An 18,195-nucleotide genomic window follows, 5' to 3' on the forward strand; every position below is an offset into this window, starting at 1 on the left:
TTTGACCCTTATTCCGCCGCCACGCTTGCGGCTTCTTCGCGCTCTGCTTCGAGAGCTTCGAGCGCGCGCTGGTAGTCGCGCGGCATGACCTTGACGAATTTGCTCAAGTTGCTGTCCCAATCGCCCAGCAGCTCTCCCGCGACCACGCTGCCGGTGTGGAGTTGATGGCGCTCGACGAGGATGCGCAGACGCTCGGCATCGTGGTGGAGCATATCGCCCATGCCGAAATCGTTGACCGATGTGCCGCGTTGCTGCGGGCGGCCAGTCCCAACTTTTGGATCAACCTCTGCCGAAACCGGCAGCAGATCGACCTGCGCGTGGTTCACCAACTCGCTGAACGCGCCCTCGGGGTCATAGACATAGGCGACCCCGCCGCTCATTCCGGCTGCGAAGTTGCGCCCGGTCTTGCCGAGGACAACCACGACGCCGCCGGTCATATATTCGCAGGCATGGTCGCCCGCGCCTTCGACCACGGCGATGGCGCCCGAATTGCGCACGGCAAAGCGCTCACCCGCAACGCCGGAGAAATAGGCCTCGCCCGCAATCGCGCCGTAAAGCACGGTGTTGCCGACGATGATGTTCTCGCCCGCCACGCGCGGGGCGTTTTCGGGCGGGCGCACGATGATCCGCCCGCCGCTCAGCCCCTTGCCGACATAGTCATTGGCATCGCCAATCAGATCGAGCGCGACGCCGTGCGCCAGCCATGCTCCGAAGCTTTGCCCGGCAACGCCCGTCAGGTTCACGCGAATTGTATCGACTGGCAGGCCCTCGTGACCATGCGCCTTGGCAATCTCGCCCGACAGCATCGCGCCGACCGTGCGGTTCACATTGCGGATCTCGACATTGAGTTTGACCGGTGTCTTGGCCGCGATCGCTTCGCGCGCGTCGGCGATCAGCGCATTGTCGAGCGCGCCGCCAAGGCCGTGATCTTGAGTCTCGGTGTTGAGGAGCGGGGCGCCCTCAGCAAGCGCGGGCTGGTGGAGCAGGCGGTCGAGATTGATCCCGCGCGCCTTCCAGTGGCGGTGCATGCGGGTCATGTCGAGCCGGTCGACGCGCCCAACCATCTCGGCGAGCGTGCGGAAGCCCATTTCGGCCATGATGGCGCGCAATTCCTCAGCGACGAAGAACATGTAATTGACGACATGTTCGGGCTGTCCGGTGAAGCGCTTGCGCAGCTCAGGGTCCTGCGTTGCGACGCCAACGGGGCAGGTGTTGAGGTGGCATTTGCGCATCATGATACAGCCCGCCGCGATCAGCGGGGCGGTGGCAAAGCCGAACTCGTCCGCGCCCAGCAACGCGCCGATGGCCACGTCGCGGCCTGTGCGCAAACCGCCATCGACCTGTACCGCGATGCGGCTGCGCAGATCGTTGAGCAGCAAGGTCTGCTGGGTTTCTGCCAGACCGATTTCCCACGGGCTGCCCGCATGGGTGAGGCTGGTCAGCGGCGAAGCGCCAGTACCACCATCATAGCCGGAGATCGTGACGTGATCCGCGCGCGCCTTGGAGACGCCTGCGGCCACCGTGCCCACGCCCACTTCGGAGACGAGCTTCACTGAGATACGCGCGTCGGTGTTCACGTTTTTGAGATCGTGGATCAGCTGCGCGAGGTCTTCGATCGAATAGATATCGTGATGCGGCGGGGGCGAGATCAGGCCTACGCCCGGCGTTGAATGCCGGACCGCGCCGATGCGCTTGTCGACCTTGTGACCGGGCAGCTGGCCGCCTTCGCCGGGCTTTGCACCCTGCGCCATCTTGATCTGGATATCGTCCGAATTGACGAGATATTCGGTGGTCACGCCGAACCGGCCCGAGGCCACCTGCTTGATCCGGCTGCGCATCGAATCCCCGTTCTCCATCGGGGTGAAGCGGAACGGCTCTTCGCCGCCTTCGCCGGTGTTCGAGCGCCCGCCAATGCGGTTCATCGCCACTGCAAGCGTCGAATGCGCTTCGTGGCTGATCGAGCCAAAGCTCATCGCGCCGGTGCTGAAGCGTTTGACGATTTCGCTCGCCGGTTCGACCTCTTCGAGCGGGATCGGCGTGTCAGCCTTTTTCAGCTCCATCAGCCCGCGAATTGTGAGCAGGCGTTCGCTCTGCTCGTTCACCGACTTGGCAAACTCTTCGTAATTGCTGAGATTGTTGCCGCGCACCGCATGCTGCAATTGCGCAACATTCTCGGGCGTCCAGGCGTGCTCCTCACCGCGCAGGCGATATTGGTAGATGCCGCCGACATCGAGCATGCCCTTGTAGAGCGGATTGTCGCCATAGGCCTGCGCGTGGCGGCGCACGCTTTCCTCGGCGACCTGTTCCAGCCCGACCCCTTCGATCGTGGTCGATGTACCGGTGAAGTATCTCTCGACGAAATCGGATGAGAGGCCAACGGCGTCAAAGATCTGCGCGCCGCAATAGGATTGGTAGGTCGAGATGCCCATCTTGGACATGACCTTGCGGATGCCTTTCCCGACACCCTTGATGTAGTTTTGCTGGACCTCTTCGGCGGTGAGGTCAGAGTGCTTGCGCACGCGAATATCTTCGAGCGTTTCGAACGCCACATAGGGATTGATCGCTTCGGCGCCGTAGCCTGCCAGCACGCAGAAATGGTGCACTTCGCGCGCTTCGCCGGTTTCGATGACGAGGCCGGTTTGCATCCGCAGGCCCTGCCGAACGAGGTGGTGGTGGACCGCCGCTGTCGCGAGCAGAGCGGGCATGGGCACGCGGTTCTCGTCTTGCGCGCGGTCGGACAGGACGAGGATGTTCTGGTCCTGCAACACCGCTTCGGTTGCCGCCCAGCACATTTCCCGCAGAGCCAGCTCGATGCCTTCGACGCCCTTTTCCGCATCGAAAGTGATGTCGATGGTCTCGCAGCGGAACGCACCGTCTAGCACCGCTTCGACCGAGCGGATTTTGGCCAGTTCCTCATTGGTGAGGATCGGCTGTTCAACCTCGAGGCGTTTATGCGTGCCGGCATCATGGCCCAGCAGGTTGGGGCGCGGGCCGATCATCGATAGCAGGCTCATCACCAGCTCTTCACGGATCGGATCGATCGGCGGATTGGTGACCTGCGCGAAGTTCTGTTTGAAATAATCGTAGAGCAGCCGCGCTTTGCCCGACAGGACCGCAATCGGCGTGTCGGTGCCCATCGACCCGATCGGATCGTCGCCCTTGACCGCCATCGGCTCGAGGAATTTCGAGATGTCTTCCTGCGTGTAGCCAAACGCCTGCTGGCGCTGGAGCAGGCTGGTGTGGTGCTCGGGCACATGCGACAATTCAGGCTCGATATGGGTGATATCGGCCAGCTTGAACTGCGCTTGATCAAGCCATTCGGCAAAGGGCGCATCGCCGGCAAGCTCGGCCTTGAGCTCGTCATCTTCGATGATCCGGCCCTGTTCGAGGTCGATCAGAAGCATCTTGCCGGGTTGCAAACGCCATTTGCGGGTGATGTCTTCCTCGGCAAAGGGCAGCACGCCGCTTTCCGAAGCGAGGCAGACAATGTCGTCCTTGGTCACGCAGAATCGCGCTGGGCGCAGGCCGTTGCGATCGAGCGTTGCGCCGATCTGGCGGCCATCGGTAAAGCACACCGCCGCAGGGCCGTCCCACGGCTCCATCAAAGCGGCGTGATATTCGTAAAACGCGCGCAGCTCAGGCGACATTTGCTCGTTCTTTGCCCAGGCTTCGGGGATCAGAACCATCATCGCATGGGCGAGAGAATATCCGCCCGCGAGCAGCAATTCGAGCGCGTTGTCGAGGCAGGCCGTGTCTGATTGGCCGTGCGGGATGATCGGCCACATCTTGTCGAGATCGGGACCAAGCAGCTCGCTTTCCATCGTGCGGCGGCGCGCATTCATCCAGTTCACATTGCCGCGAACCGTGTTGATCTCGCCATTGTGAGCGATGAAGCGGAACGGGTGGGCGAGCCGCCAGCTGGGGAAAGTGTTGGTCGAAAAGCGTTGATGGACGAGGCCAAAGGCGCTGACGCATTCGGGATCGCGCAGATCGTCGAAAAAGCTCTGCACCTGCGTTGCCAGCAGCAGGCCTTTGTAAACGATGGTGCGGCTGGAGAAGCTGGGCACATAGAGGTCGGCGAGGCCCGGAAGCCCATGCTTCTCGGCGAGCTTCTTGAGCGGGTTTTGCACCTGCTTGCGGATGACCAGCAGCTTGCGCTCGAACGCGTCCTGATCGGCACAATTCTCGCCCCGCGCGATGACCGCCATCTGGATCACCGGCATGGAATCAACCACTGCCTTGCCCAGCCCTTCGAGCGTGACAGGAACTTCGCGCCAGCCGACAAAGCGCTGGCCTTCCTTGGCGGTGAATTTCTCGAACTGTTCGGCGACAAAGCTGCGCGCCGCCTCGTCCTGAGGCATAAAGCACATGGCGACCGCGTAATCGCCCGGCTCCGGCAATTTGTGGCCATGCTCACCCGCCCAGCGCCGGATCAGCGCATCGGGGATCTGCATCAGCAGGCCCGCGCCGTCTCCCAGCAAAGGGTCTGCGCCCACCGCACCGCGATGGTCGAGCTTCTCGAGAATCTCGAGCGATTGTTCGACGATCGAATGGCTGCGCACGCCTTTGATATGCGCGACCATGCCTACACCGCAGGCGTCGTGTTCGTTTCTCGGGTCGTAAAGACCCTGCTGAGCGGGGTAACCCACCATGGCAAAGTTCCGTCCTGTCAGATGCTGCGACAGCGAGAGGGAGCACGCAGGCTTCACTGTAGCGGCAGAATGTCGAGCGCACCGGTGCGTCAGGCATAGCCGGACCGCGCTTCGTTTCGACACCCTAATGCCGATGGACGGGATATATTGCAACCGCGAAGAACGCAGTAATATTACGTTTGTGCAAAGATTGACTTTAGTTTCGTTGCGTCACCGCGTGTTATCAGCATAGTTTCATGCGAAACTAGTCAGAATCACGCCGCTCCACGCGCGCTGCCGGGGCTCTGCGGACGCAGGCTCTGGAGCTTGGTTAGAGCGTTGCGCAATTCGCGCTCGGTCTGGCCGAGCTGCGAGGTGTCGGCATGGGCAGCGACATCCGCGGGGCCTTTATCGAAGCCGCGTTCGGTGAACAGGTTGAGCGCTTTGAGCGCTTCTGCCAAAGCGGCATCGCGGGTCGGGCCGGTCTTGGCGAGGTTGGCGCGTTCGGCGGCCTGATGTTCGTGCAGCGCGCCTGCAAAGCGCTCAACCATTTCGACGAGGCTCAGTTCTTCGGGATGACGCTGGCGCAATTTCTCAAGCGCGTTTTCAGGCGGTGATGCGGTGCGAGCGGCGGGTTCAGGTGCAGGATCAGCCGCAGCTTGCTCTTCCACCCAGACCGCGTTGCGACCCGGAAGTTCGGCAAATTCGCCAAGATCAAGCGCTTGCGGCCTTTCAGGCAGCGGCGCTGATTTGGGGGCGGGCGCGGCTTCGGCAACGGGATCGGGCACGACATTCACCGGCGAAGTCTTGTCGGCACTGGCGAATGCCGATGCGACGGGCGCCGGTACAGGGGCGGGCGCAGCTTCGGGGGAAGGCGGGGTAAACTGGGTGAGGCTCCACGAAGCCGCTTCTGTTGCTGCGCGGGGGCTGCCGATCGGGGCGGGCCCGCCATCGCGTTTTGGCTTGGTCAATACCTGAGCCATGTCGTCTTCCTTCTCAGGGTTCTGGTCAGCAACTGCCTCGCACGTTTCGGCTTCACAGGTTTCGGCCTCACAGGTCTCGATCAGAGCTGACTGAAAATGCTTGCGGGTGAACAAAGCGTCCCCCCCGTTTTCGCGCGCAGTGACATCTTCGGGCGCTTCCATTTCATAGCCACGCTTGGACAATTCGCCCAAAGTGGGTGCGCGTTTCTCGCCGCTGGCGGCGCAATCCTCGCGCAGTTCCTCGAACTCGCCTTCCTCGATCGGCGCATCGAGGCTGTCGCTGCCAAGATCGGTTGCAGGGTCAATCGGATCAACTCTGCCAGAGCGGCGCGATTGGACAGCGGATACGACCGAAAGGCTCTCATCCGAAGCGCGCGCGCGCTCATGCATGCTACCCGCAGCAAAATAGGCGATCCCGCCACCAAGCACGGCTGCGATGCCTGCATAGGCGAGCTGCGCCCAGTCGCCGAGAAAGCTCGATTTGGTCAGAACAGTGATTCGAATGATGGCATCCGCAGGCAGGACCATGACGATAAGGCCCAGCAGCGCCGCGCCCCATGCGCTGATGATCGGCACAAAGAACCGTTGCGCTGCGATAGCTTGCAGTCCGCTCGCGGGTTTGGCGCGCGACTTCTTCCGCTTTACCGGCTGCCTATCGATATACTGGCTTAGACGCATGACGCCCCTTACAAATTGGGGCTTCGGGGGATGCGTATCCCTAGGCCCTTAATCCCTGTTCGCGCGGATTGGACGCAAACCGTCCATCACGCTTAAGATCGGCTAGCAAGAGTTGGTAAACGTCTGGATAACGACGCGCATTTTCATGCCAGTCGTGGCGGGTGCGCACATGTTCGATGCCGCGCTTGCGCATAGCGTCCCATTCATCGCGCCGGTCGAGCATATCGGCCAGCGCATCGGCGCAGGCTGCGGGATCGTCAGGCGGGAAGAGAAAGCCGGTTTCACCGTGGGTAATCAGCTCGCGGTGTCCGCCGACATCGGAAGCCGCCACAATCCGGCGCTGGGCCATCGCTTCGAGCGGTTTGAGCGGGGTCACGAGATCGGTGAGGCGCGAGTCTTTGCGCGGATAGGCCAGCACGTCGATAAGTGAATAGTAACGCTCGACCTCTGTGTGCGGCACGCGTCCGGCAAAGATCACGGCGTCCGGCTGAGGCAGCGAAGCGGCGGCCGCGCGCCATTCGCTCTCCATCTCGCCCGCTCCGACCAGCAGCAGCCTTGCCGCAGTGTGCCGTTCGCGCAGTCGCGGCATGGCGGCAATCAGGTCGTCAATGCCTTCGTAATCGTAGAAGCTGCCGATATAGCCGATCACTGGAGCGCCCGTTTCGATCCCCAATTCGCGCGCCAGAGCGTCATCGCGCGGCGGCGGGTCGCCGAAAAGCTGCAAATCAACGCCATTGGGCATCACTCCGATTTTCCCCGGAGCGATCCCGCGCGCGACCAGATCATCGCGCAGGCCCTTGCAAATGGTGAAGACCGCATCGGCGCGGCTCGCGACCTGCGTTTCGAGGCTGCGGGTGAGGCGGTATTTGGCTGATCCCTCGGTACCGTTGCGATTGCCGACAGCGGCATCTTCCCAGAACGCGCGGATTTCATAGACGAACGGCACGCCCAGCGCGCGCGCTGCCCGCAAGGCGGCTCCGCCATTGAGCGCGGGCGAGTGGGCGTGGATGACGTCAGGACGCCAATCTTTGGCAAGCTCCTGAATTGCGCCGGAAAGCGCGGCCATCTCGCGGAATTCATTGACCAGCATCGGCCCGCTGGTGACGCCCGGCGTGCGGTGAAAGGTCAGCCCGTCAAACGTCTCGACATCTTCATCCCACTCCGCCTCGTGATTGTGCTTTTGCGAGGTGATCCCGCGCACTTCGAGGCCCAGCGCCTCCTGCGCTTTCAGAATAGCGCGGGTGCGGAAGGTGTAGCCGCTATGCAGCGGCAACGAATGGTCAAGGACGTGGAGTATGCGCGTCATAGGATTTCACATAAGCGCAATGTGCTTAACGGGCCGTCAACCGCGTTGCCCTATGGCGGCGATGACATGATCGACTATCTCTCCCTTGCTATCGGGCACGCGCTGCTCGCTGTCGCATTTCTGCGGCTGGTGATGCGCGAGGATCTGGATGTCGATCCCGAGATTCAGGCCTATGCCGACAAGCTGGATGCCGAACGCGAGGCCGCCAGCGTTGCGGGCCGCAATGCCCGTCGCCGCCAGCGTGGTTCTGATGATGAGAGCGCAGTCTGATGCTCGACCTCGTCTTCATCGCCTTTATCGGATTTATCCTGCTGCTGGGCCTGCGCCGACCGTTCCTGTGGGTGCTGCTCTATGTCTATATTGACATTCTGGCTCCCCAGCGGATCGGCTATGGCATCATTCAGGAATTGCAGATCTCGCTGATCGCCTTTGCTGCCGCTTTCGGTGGCTGGCTGATCCTTGATCGCAAGGAGGGCGCGCGTTTCTCGCTACGCCAGTTCCTTATACTTGGATTGCTGATCTATTGCTGGTGGACGCTTCAAGGAGCCGAATTCCCCGAGGCTGCCGCGACTAAGTGGGACTGGGTTTGGAAGGCGTTTCTATTCGCAATCTTCCTGCCGCTTACCATCACAACCCGGCTTCGGATAGAAGCGCTCGCGCTGGTACTGGTGGTCGCTGTGGCGACGATTGTTATCGGGACGGGGATGAAGACCGTGCTGGGCGGCGGGGGCTACGAGAACCTCAAATTCTTCGTCAAAGACAATAGCGGCATTTACGAAAGTTCGACGCTTGCCACCGTTGCTATCGCGCTGATCCCGGTAATCGCGTGGTTCACCAAATATGGCACGGTCTACCGCCCGCATTGGACGGTGAGCGTGTTTGCAGGCGCGCTGATCTTTGCCAGCCTGCTGATCCCGGTAGGCACCGAAGCGCGCACGGGCCTGCTCTGCATTGCGGCGCTCGGCGTGCTACTGCTGCGTTACACAAAGCGCCGGCTAGTCTTCATCGCCGCAGCGGGTGTCATGGGGCTGACCGCTTTGCCGTTCCTTCCGGCGAGCTATTACGAACGGATGGCAACCCTGACCCAGCCGGGCGGCGACGAAAGCGCCTCCACCCGGATCGCGGTGTGGGAGTGGACCATGGACTACGCCGCGGAAAGGCCGTTTGGCGGAGGCTTCGATGCATACCGCGCGAACAGCTTCACCTATCGCATGCCGGTGCGGCAGGAGGTCGGCAATACGGTCAGCGTCGAGTACCGCGAAGTCACGGACGAAGCGCGCGCGTTCCACTCATCCTTCTTTGAGGTTCTGGGCGAGCAGGGCTATCCCGGCCTTGCCATGTGGCTGCTGCTGCACGGGCTGGGCGTGTGGCAGATGGAGCGGATCTATCGCAAATGGCGTGTGGGTGATCGCAGCCGCGACGAAGCGACCGAATGGATCGCGCCGCTCGCCGCAGCGCTGCAGATGGCAAGCCTGGTCTATCTGGTCGGCGCGACGTTTCAGGGGATCGCCTATCAGCCAGTGATGCTGATGATTGTCGGCCTGCAAATCGGGCTCAACTCCTATACCATCCGGATCGAATCGACCCGCGAGGATGAAGTCGAAACTACCGAACCTTCTCCATCAGAGCGGCGGGCGGAGCGCCAACGTGCCGCCGCACAGGCACGCGCAAGGCTGGCGGTGCCGTAACGGCAGGCCGCCCGCGCCCTACGATTGGCCGCTGCGCACATTGCATCACCCCGTTTCATAGGCCATGTAGCTCCCCAAGAAGCGCCGTTCCTGACGGAATTTCCAGCGGCGTATTGTTATAGGGAGAACATTATGACCCCGCAGGAATTGGCCGCAAAAGTCGGCGAGAATATCGGCACCAGTGAATGGGTTGAGATGCCTCAGGAGAAGGTCAACATGTTCGCGGATGCGACAGGCGACCATCAGTTCATTCACATCAACGAAGAAGCTGCCAAGATGACGCCGTTTGGTGGCACCATCGTGCATGGGTTTATGACCCTCTCGATGATCCCCTACCTTTCCGCCAACAGCGACATGCCCAAGATGGATAACGTCAAGATGGGCGTGAATTATGGCGGCAACAAAACCCGCTTCATCAACCCGGTCCGCGTTGGCAAGCGCATTCGCGGCCACTGGAAACTCGTCGAAATGATCGAAAAGCGCCCCGGCCAATGGCAGCAAACTGCCGAGATCACGATCGAGATCGAAGGCGAGGAGAAGCCCGCTTTGATCTGCGAGTGGATCACCCAGTTCTTCGTCTGAGCGCGCTCGACATACACAAAACGCCATTTTCGCCCTCCCCGGGGGATGGACCGTTTAACATTCTAAAGGACACCTCTCATGTCACGTGACGCAGTCATCGTTTCCACCGCCCGCACGCCGATTGGCCGGGCTTATAAAGGCGGCTTCAACGCCACTCCGGGCGCGACGCTCGGCTCCTATTCCTTCGCCGCAGCGGTTGAGCGTTCGGGCATCGACGCGGGCGAGATCGACGATGTTGTCTGGGGCGCGGTCCTCACGCAAGGCACGCAGGCAGGCAATATCGGCCGCCAGGTCGCGCTTCGCGGCGGCGCTCCGGTGAGCGTTGCTGCGCAGACGATTGACCGTCAGTGCTCTTCGGGCCTGATGGCGATTGCGACTGCAGCCAAGCAGATCATTGTCGACAATATGGATATCGTCGTCGGCGGCGGTCAGGATTCGATCTCGATGGTCCAAACGCCGGAAATGCGCGTCGCGCCTGACCGGTCGCTGATCGAGATGCACAAGGACGTCTACATGCCGATGCTCGGCACCGCAGAGACGGTGGCCGCGCGTTACGGCGTCAGCCGCGAAGCGCAGGACGAATATGCGCTGCAATCGCAAATGCGCACTGCCGCGGGGCAAGAGGCCGGCCATTTCGATGCCGAAATCGTTCCTGTGACCACCACTATGATGGTCAAGGACAAGGCAACCGGCGAAGTTTCGAGCCAGGAAGTCACAATCACCAAGGATGAAGGCAACCGCCCTTCGACCACGCTCGAAGGGCTGGCCTCGCTCAATCCGGTAATGGGTCCGGACAAGGTCATCACGGCCGGTAACGCCTCGCAGCTTTCGGACGGTTCGTCGGCCAGCGTGCTGATGGAAGCCAAGCTCGCCGAGCAAAAGGGCCTCCAGCCGCTCGGCCGCTATGTCGGCATGGCAGTCGCGGGCACTGAACCTGACGAAATGGGCATCGGCCCGGTCTTCGCGATTCCGAAACTGCTCAAGCAGACCGGCCTCACCATGGACGATATCGGCCTGTGGGAACTGAACGAAGCGTTTGCGGTGCAGGTGCTTTACTGCCGCGACCGTCTGGGCATCGATAACGATATCCTCAACGTCAATGGCGGCTCGATCTCGATCGGCCACCCTTACGGCATGACCGGCGCACGCTGCACCGGCCACGCGCTGATCGAAGGCAAGCGCCGCGGCGCCAAATACGTCGTCGTGACTATGTGCGTCGGCGGCGGCATGGGCGCAGCGGGGCTGTTCGAGGTCTTCTGATTTGCAAACCGCGCTCCGCTCCCATTGGGTCTGGCTTTTCGCGATCCTGACCCTTGTGAGTACGCTTGATTACTGGGATCACATCTCACGCCCGGGGTCTGCTTTTGCGCAGGCTCCGGGCGCCTGGTTTGCCTTCACGGCGGTCAGTCACATGAGCGTGTGTGTGATTGCATGGCTTGTGGCAAAGGGGCTTGCAAGGCTCAATCTACCCGCCTTGCTCGCGGATACTCTAGGCATTGCCAGCGCGGTTGCGGCGCATTTGCTGGCGACCGGCCCGCTGTGGGACCGACTGTTCTGGGGCGGCGGACTGATCTTTAGCTCGGTTTTGATCCCGGTTGCGATCGCTTGCGGGCTTTACCTGTTCTACCGGCTGGCCTTCGGATTTGTCCTGAAATTGCGCACCACAGAGCCCAAAAGCTTGCCGTAGCGGCGGCTTGGGAGCATTCTCCTACCCCATGGGCATAATGGAAATCATCGGGATCGCTGGGAGCGTCAGCCTGCTTTCGGGCTGGCGGCTCTATCTGTGCATCTTTGCAACCGGCCTTGCGATGCGGCTCGACGCGTTGCCGGTGCCCGAACATCTGGCGAGCCTTGGCGTGCTCGAAAATCCGTGGGTGATGGGCATCGCAGCTGTCGGCGCTCTGGCGGAGTTCTTTGCCGATAAGGTGATGTGGCTCGACAGCATCTGGGACAGCATTCACACCTTCATCCGGCCCGTCGGCGGCGCGCTGCTGGCGCTGGCTATCGTTGATCCGTCGGACCCGGCGATGCAGGTGATCGCCTTTATGCTGGGCGGCGGAGCGAGCTTCCTCGCGCATGGCGGCAAGGCCAGCGCGCGCGCCGTGGCCAACACTTCGCCGGAGCCGGTTTCGAACGCGGTCACATCGAGCGTAGAGGATGTCGCGACCGTCGGCCTGCTTTGGGCAGCCTACGAATACCCGACAATCGCAGCGGGAATTGCGGTTGTGCTGCTGGTTCTGGTGATTGTGCTGCTATGGTTAGCGTGGCGCGTGCTTGGGAGTATCCGCGCGGCGCTTAGGGGGACAGGTAGCGGAGACCTAGGATGAATTTGAGAAATTCGGTTCTTCTTACAGTTGTTGTCTTAGCATCCTGCGAACGAGCGGGAGAAGTGAGGCACCCGGAAGAAGTTATGGTGAGCCTTTACCAGTTCAACGGCCAAGAGGTCAGGATTGAGGCATGTGGTGAGCAGATCATTGCTGGATCATTCAAAACTTCTGATGCGACAGGCCATTCCAAGAGCGAGGTTTTTCGAAAGCGTGACGGCTGCAAGTTGAGCGTCAAGATCGGGTCGGATTTCGATCAAATTTACGATTTGAGTGAGCGGACAAACTACGTCCATATTACCTATACCGGCAACCCTGTATACGTAGATGGCCTCGAAGAGTGTGGCCCAAGTTGCATTGGATTTGTCGTAAAGCAATTCGAGGAGTTCCCGCCTCTCGATTGAGCGACTAATGCCGGCGCCGAGCTTTAAGAATGCGCCGCCACAAATTCCTCAACCACCGGTGCGACCTTGGTCCGCCACCTGCTCCCGTTGAAGATGCCGTAATGCCCGGCGCCTTCGGCCATGTAGTAGCGCTTCTTGTCTTCGGAGAGCCCGCTTGCGAGGTCGAGCGCGGCTTTGGTCTGGCCGAGGCCTGAAATGTCGTCGCGTTCGCCTTCGATGGCGAGCAAGGCGGTGTCGGTGATCTGAGTGAGGTCGACCACTTCGCCCTTGTGTTCAAACGTGCCGCGCGGGATCGAGTGTTTCTGGAACACTTCCTCGACCGTCTGGAGGTAGAACTCCGCCGTCATGTCGCACACGGCGCGATATTCGTCGTAAAACGCCTTTGTCGCATCTGCGCTTTCCTCATCGCCAGCGGTGAGGTGTTTGAACATCTCGTAATGGCTCATCATGTGGCTTTGCAGGTTCATGCTCATGAACGCTGATAGCTGCATGAAGCCGGGATAGACCCGCCGCCCGGCGCCGCGATAATTGATCGGAACGGTGGCAATTACGCTCTGGCGGAACCATTCGATCGGGCGGTTCATCGCGTGATTGTTGACCGTGGTCGGGCTTTCGCGCGTATCAATCGGCCCGCCCATCATGGTCAGCGTGGCGGGCGCAGCCGGAGAATTGTGCTGATTGAGCAGCGCGGTCGCGGCAAAGGCCGGGACCGAGGGCTGGCATACGGCGAGCATATGCGGGCGCTGGCCGGGTTCCAGCGACTCGATATATTCGAGGAATTCGATGAGGTAGTCGATATAGGTGTCGAGGTTGAAGTCGCCTTCCGACACCGGCACCAGCTTCGCATCGGCCCAGTCGGTGATGTAGACCTCAAAGCTTTGCAGCATCCGCTCGACCGTGCCGCGCAGCAGGGTCGCATAATGCCCGCTCATGGGAGCAACGATCAGCAATTTGGGCCGCTTGTCATCTATCCCGTCGAGGCGGAAGCGTTTGAGATCGCCGAAAGCGCGGTTGATCACCGTCGCCTCGATCACGGGATAGGTTCTGCCATCCACCTCGACCTCGTTGATGTCGAAAGCGGGCTTGCCATAATGCGCGGTGGCATGGGCGAACACGTCAAGCGCGTTGGCAGCCATCGGGCCGAAGCCAACTTTGCCCAGCGGATTGGCGGGGTGTGCGAGCATCTCTGAACTGATCGAAGCGATCGCGCTCACGGAATTCATCCAGCTGCGTTGCAGCTCATAAGCTTGGTAAAGCATCATTGCCCCGTAAAGAGTTGCGCAAAGCCTCCCCACAGGCGCGGCGCGAACATGTTTGATTGACTGCTAGATGGCCTCTCGCAGACCATTGTGCAATGCACAAAACCCGGCTCATTCCCAATGCGGGGCGATAATCTGCGCTTTTGCGCGTGATATTTGTGCGCGCTCTGACTAGATCGGGCGCTATGGACGGCAAAACTACCGAAACAAGCGACATTGTGACCGAAGATAGCGAGGCCGAGGTCGAGGCTGGCAAGAAGCCGCGCTCACTTGCGCCGCTTCGCATGATCTATCGCGAGGCCGCCAAATATCCGGCACAGATAATCTTTGCCTTGATCGCTCTGACAGTCACTGCTGCGGGCACACTTGCCATCCCTGCCGCTGTCCAGCTGATCGTCGATCGCGGGTTCGGCGCGGTCGAGGGCGCCGGTGAAATCGCGCGATGGTTCCGTTATCTTGGGCTGATTGTTGTCGTCATCGCTTTGGGCACAGCAGCGCGGTTCTACTTCGTCAGCTGGATCGGCGAGCGCGTGGTCGCCGATATCCGCCGCAAGGTTCACCGCAACCTGCTCAGGCTTTCGCCCGCCTTTTACGAGGACAATTCACCCAAGGAAATTTCCAGCCGGATGACGTCGGATACGGCGATTATCGAAACGGTGGTGGGCACCACGGTATCGGTCGCCTTGCGCAACGTCTTTCTCGGCATCGGCGGAACGATTTACCTCTTCTACCTGCTGCCCGGCTTTACGATCTGGCTTGCTGTCGGCATTCCGATGACGGTCTTGCCGATCATGTTCTTTGGCCGCCGGATCCGCACGATCTCGCGCGACAGCCAGGACCGTGTTGCGGATGTTGGCGCGATGGTCACAGAAGTGCTTTCGGCCATGAAAGTGGTCCAGAGCTTTGGCCAGCAGCCGCGCGAAGCCGATCGTTTCGGCGATGCGGTGGAGCGCACGTTCAACACCGCGCGCAAGCGGATCATCCTGCGGGCTGTAATGACCTCGATTGTCATTTTCGGGATTTTCGGCGGTATCGTGTTGATGCTTTGGCGCGGTGCGGAAGCGGTCGCGGCTGACGCGATGACATCGGGAACCTTGATGGCATTCCTTGTCGGCTCGATGATCGTGGCAGGCGCATTCGGCGCGCTGACCGAGGTTTACGGCGATCTCTTGCGCGGCGCAGGGGCGGCATCCCGGCTGGCGGAATTGCTGGAGGCGAAGCCGAGCATTGCGCCGCCCGAACGGCCCGAGAAACTGCCCGAGCCGCCGCGCGGTTCACTCTCGTTCCGCAATGTCACGTTCCGCTATCCCGCAAGGCCCGAAACGCCTGCGCTGAAAGATTTCAGCCTTGAGATCGAGCCGGGCGAGACGGTTGCGATTGTCGGGCCTTCGGGTGCGGGCAAGTCGACGATCTTCCAACTGGTCGAGCGGTTTTATGACCCGCAAGTGGGCACGATCCGCCTCGACGGTATTGCCCTGACCAAAGCCGACCCCGCTGAAATCCGCGACCGCATCGCCTTTGTGCCTCAGGACGGAGTACTGTTCAGCGCCAATGCGCGCGACAATCTGCGCTATGGCAGGTGGGACGCGAGCGACGAGGCGATCTGGGAAGCGGCGACGGCGGCCAATGCGGAGCGGTTCCTGCGCGAATTGCCAGCAGGCCTCGACACATATCTTGGCGAAGGCGGCACGCAATTGTCGGGCGGCCAGCGCCAGCGCGTAGCGATTGCCCGCGCATTGCTGCGCGATTCTCCGATCCTGCTGCTTGATGAAGCCACCAGCGCGCTGGATGCTGAAAGCGAGCAACTGGTCCAGCAAGCGCTCGATGGGTTGATGAAAGAGCGCACCACTTTGGTGATCGCCCACCGCCTTGCCACTGTGCGCGCGGCGGACCGGATCATCGTGCTCGATGGCGGCGAAGTGGTCGAGCAAGGCACGCATGCGGAGCTGAGCGCGGCAGGCGGGCTCTATGCGCGGCTTGCGACGCTGCAATTCGCTGCCGAAGCCGCGTAATTCGACCAAGCGCCTTGCCGTCCCGACCAGCGGCAACCTTGCGGTTTGGCGCGCGCTAAGTCAGCATCACGAAATTAACTGAGAAACGGGGACTCGCATCTATGATCCGCATTACGACAGCCTTGCTGGCCGGCACCGCCGCGCTCGCACTCACCGGAGCCGCTTTGGCCAATGAAAGCCACGGCATTCCGGGCGAACCGATCGAATTGCTCGAAGCGCATGACGATCTCGAAGAAGAGCTTGAGAACACCACGCCGACTATGGATTTCGGCACTTGGGGCGTCGGGCTCGATTCTATCAATCAGGACCTCGATCCGGGCGATGACTTCAACGCCTATGCCAATGGCAAGTGGATCGCCGCCAACGAAATCCCTGCCGACCGCCAGCGTTTTGGCGCGTTCGACATGTTGCGCGAAGGCGCGACCCGCGATGTGCGCACATTGGTTGAAACTCTGGTCGCCTCCAACCCTGCCGAGGGCACACAGGCGCGCCGGATCGTCGATGCCTACAATTCCTACATGGATGTCGATGCGATCAATGCGAGCGGCCTCGCTCCGGCGCAGCCTTTTTTGCAGGAAATCTATGGCGCAGCCGATCTTGAAGCGCTTGCCGGTCTGTTCGGCAAGCCGGGCTATCCCGCTTTGGTCAGCGCAGGCGTCACCATCGATGCGCGCAACCCGACCGACTATGCAGTCACCATCGGCTTTGACGGGATGGGCCTGCCCGACCGCGATTATTACCTCGTCGATAGCGACAGCAACATCGAGATCCGCACCAAGTACAAGGCCTATCTTGCGGCCGTGCTGGGCGCTGCGGGCTATGAAGATGCCGAGGGCGCTGCCGAAGCAGTCTATGCCTTCGAACGCCAGGTCGCTGAGCTGGAATGGGCGCGCCAGATTTTCCGACGCCCGACGCTCACCTATAACGAACTCAGCCCCGACGATCTGAACGAGCTGGCTGGCGATTTCCCGATTGCTGCCGTGCTGGCCTCTTCGCAGCTTGGTGGGCAAGAGCGCTATCTCGCCGCCCAGCTGCCTCCAACGCCGGAGGAAATCGAGGAAGCGGGCCTGACGGCGGAACAGATCGAGATGATCGGCGGCGGCCTGCCGGCGATGATGGAGCTGCTGAACAATACGCCGCTTTCGACGCTCAAAGCCTATATGGCCAAGAGTTTCCTTTCAGATAACGCCGCGGTGCTTTCGAGCGATCTCGATGATGCGACCTTCGAATTCTATGGTCGCACAATCAGCGGGCGCGAAGAGCAGCAAGAGCGCTGGAAGCGCGCGATCAATGCGGTCGAAGGCGCGATTGGCGAGCAACTCGGCGCACTTTATGTCGAGCGGTACTTCCCGCCCGAAAACAAGGCGCGGATGGACGAGCTGGTGGCCAATCTTACCCGCGCAATGAACGCCGCGCTCGACGAAAACGAATGGATGACCGAAGCGACCATCGCCGAGGCGCGCACCAAGCTGGAAGGCTTTGTGCCGATGATCGGCTATCCGGACGAGTTCGAGACCTATGACGGGCTCGAAATCAGCGCCGACGATCCGCTCGGCAACCGCATGTCGACGATTGCATGGAACGATGAGGACAACCGCTTGCGGCTCGGCACAGAAGTCGATCCGACCGAGTGGGGTATGTTCCCGCAGACGGTGAATGCCTATTATTCGCCGCTCACCAACCGCATCGTCTTCCCCGCTGCGATCCTCCAGCCGCCATTCTTTAACGGCAGCGCGGACCCGGCGGTCAATTATGGCGGTATCGGCGCGGTGATTGGGCACGAGATCGGCCATGGTTATGACGACCAAGGCTCGCAATTCGATTCCACCGGAACCTTGCGCAATTGGTGGCAGGACGAAGACCGCGAAGGCTTCGTCCAGTTCACCGACCAGATGGGCGCTTTTATCGAGGCATTCTGCCCGGTCGAGGGTTCGAACGGCCCTGAATGCCTGCGTGCAGGCCAGTCGATGGGCGAAACGCTCGGCGATGTGGTTGGCCTGCAAATGGCTTACCGTGCCTACCGGATGAGCCTGAATGGCGAAGAAGCTCCGGTGATCGACGGGCTGACCGGCGACCAGCGCTTCTTCCTTGGCTTTGCGCAGATCTGGCGCGGAATGGAGCGTGAGGCGAGCCTGCGCAACCGCGTGATGACCGCGAACCACCCTCCGGGCGAATTCCGCCTTAACAACGCCGTGCGTCACATCGATGCCTGGTACGAGGCGTTTGGCGTCACCGAGGACGACGCGCTGTATCTGCCGCCCGAGGAGCGCGTGCGGATCTGGTAGGTTGAAGTAGGGACCAGGGTTCCGCAGGGATTTGTTTGTGTGC

Annotated in this window: 13 protein-coding genes; 9 read left to right on the forward strand and 4 right to left on the reverse strand. The window is 61.2% G+C overall.

Going from position 1 to position 18,195, the window contains the following annotated elements:
* Positions 1–8 precede the first annotated feature (8 nt).
* The 3 genes from gltB to Q0887_RS13095 form a co-directional block, all read right to left on the reverse strand.
* Positions 9–4,649: a glutamate synthase large subunit gene (gltB, locus tag Q0887_RS13085; RefSeq protein WP_299196760.1), complete on the reverse strand. Its 4,641-nt coding sequence runs from the start codon at positions 4,647–4,649 to the stop codon at positions 9–11.
* Between the two features lie 257 nt (positions 4,650–4,906).
* On the reverse strand, positions 4,907–6,292 hold the full coding sequence (locus tag Q0887_RS13090; protein ID WP_299196118.1) for a hypothetical protein: 1,386 nt from the start codon (positions 6,290–6,292) through the stop codon (positions 4,907–4,909).
* Positions 6,293–6,332: 40 nt separating this feature from the next.
* Positions 6,333–7,598 carry a TIGR04063 family PEP-CTERM/XrtA system glycosyltransferase gene (locus tag Q0887_RS13095; RefSeq protein WP_299196120.1) on the reverse strand — a complete coding sequence of 422 codons (1,266 nt, stop codon included), beginning with the start codon at positions 7,596–7,598 and terminating at the stop codon, positions 6,333–6,335.
* A 21-nt stretch (positions 7,599–7,619) separates the two neighbouring features.
* Between Q0887_RS13095 and Q0887_RS13100 the strand changes: the two genes are divergently transcribed.
* The 7 genes from Q0887_RS13100 to Q0887_RS13130 all read left to right on the forward strand — a co-directional run bounded on the left by Q0887_RS13100 (position 7,620) and on the right by Q0887_RS13130 (position 12,596).
* The gene (locus tag Q0887_RS13100; RefSeq protein ID WP_299196122.1) at positions 7,620–7,868 is read left to right on the forward strand and encodes a hypothetical protein; all 249 of its coding nucleotides are present in this window, start codon (positions 7,620–7,622) and stop codon (positions 7,866–7,868) included.
* On the forward strand, positions 7,868–9,286 hold the full coding sequence (locus Q0887_RS13105; protein WP_299196124.1) for a putative O-glycosylation ligase, exosortase A system-associated: 1,419 nt from the start codon (positions 7,868–7,870) through the stop codon (positions 9,284–9,286). The genes Q0887_RS13100 and Q0887_RS13105 overlap by 1 nt, the downstream gene beginning before the upstream one ends.
* Before the next feature lie 132 nt (positions 9,287–9,418).
* Entirely contained in the window at positions 9,419–9,868 is a 450-nt protein-coding gene (locus Q0887_RS13110; RefSeq protein ID WP_299196126.1) for a MaoC family dehydratase, read from the forward strand.
* Positions 9,869–9,946: 78 nt separating this feature from the next.
* Positions 9,947–11,128, forward strand: a complete 1,182-nt coding sequence (locus Q0887_RS13115) for an acetyl-CoA C-acyltransferase (RefSeq protein WP_299196128.1) — start codon at positions 9,947–9,949, stop codon at positions 11,126–11,128.
* A 163-nt stretch (positions 11,129–11,291) separates the two neighbouring features.
* The gene (locus Q0887_RS13120) at positions 11,292–11,555 is read left to right on the forward strand and encodes a hypothetical protein (protein ID WP_299196129.1); all 264 of its coding nucleotides are present in this window, start codon (positions 11,292–11,294) and stop codon (positions 11,553–11,555) included.
* A gap of 28 nt (positions 11,556–11,583) precedes the next feature.
* Positions 11,584–12,195, forward strand: a complete 612-nt coding sequence (locus tag Q0887_RS13125; protein WP_299196131.1) for a DUF4126 domain-containing protein — start codon at positions 11,584–11,586, stop codon at positions 12,193–12,195.
* 86 nt (positions 12,196–12,281) lie between these two features.
* Positions 12,282–12,596 (forward strand): hypothetical protein, encoded by a 315-nt coding sequence (locus tag Q0887_RS13130; RefSeq protein WP_299196133.1) that lies wholly within the window; start codon positions 12,282–12,284, stop codon positions 12,594–12,596.
* A gap of 23 nt (positions 12,597–12,619) precedes the next feature.
* On the opposite strand, the gene phaZ is transcribed toward Q0887_RS13130, so the two are convergent.
* Entirely contained in the window at positions 12,620–13,855 is a 1,236-nt protein-coding gene (phaZ, locus tag Q0887_RS13135; protein WP_299196762.1) for a polyhydroxyalkanoate depolymerase, read from the reverse strand.
* Between the two features lie 284 nt (positions 13,856–14,139).
* Between phaZ and Q0887_RS13140 the strand changes: the two genes are divergently transcribed.
* Together Q0887_RS13140 and Q0887_RS13145 are read left to right on the forward strand one after the other, a co-directional pair.
* Complete coding sequence (locus Q0887_RS13140) at positions 14,140–15,867, forward strand: ABC transporter transmembrane domain-containing protein (RefSeq protein ID WP_299196765.1); 1,728 nt, start codon at positions 14,140–14,142, stop codon at positions 15,865–15,867.
* A gap of 101 nt (positions 15,868–15,968) precedes the next feature.
* Positions 15,969–18,152: a M13 family metallopeptidase gene (locus Q0887_RS13145; protein ID WP_299196135.1), complete on the forward strand. Its 2,184-nt coding sequence runs from the start codon at positions 15,969–15,971 to the stop codon at positions 18,150–18,152.
* Positions 18,153–18,195 lie beyond the last annotated feature (43 nt).

The sequence above is a fragment of the uncultured Erythrobacter sp. genome, from assembly GCF_947492365.1.
Taxonomy (GTDB): domain Bacteria; phylum Pseudomonadota; class Alphaproteobacteria; order Sphingomonadales; family Sphingomonadaceae; genus Erythrobacter.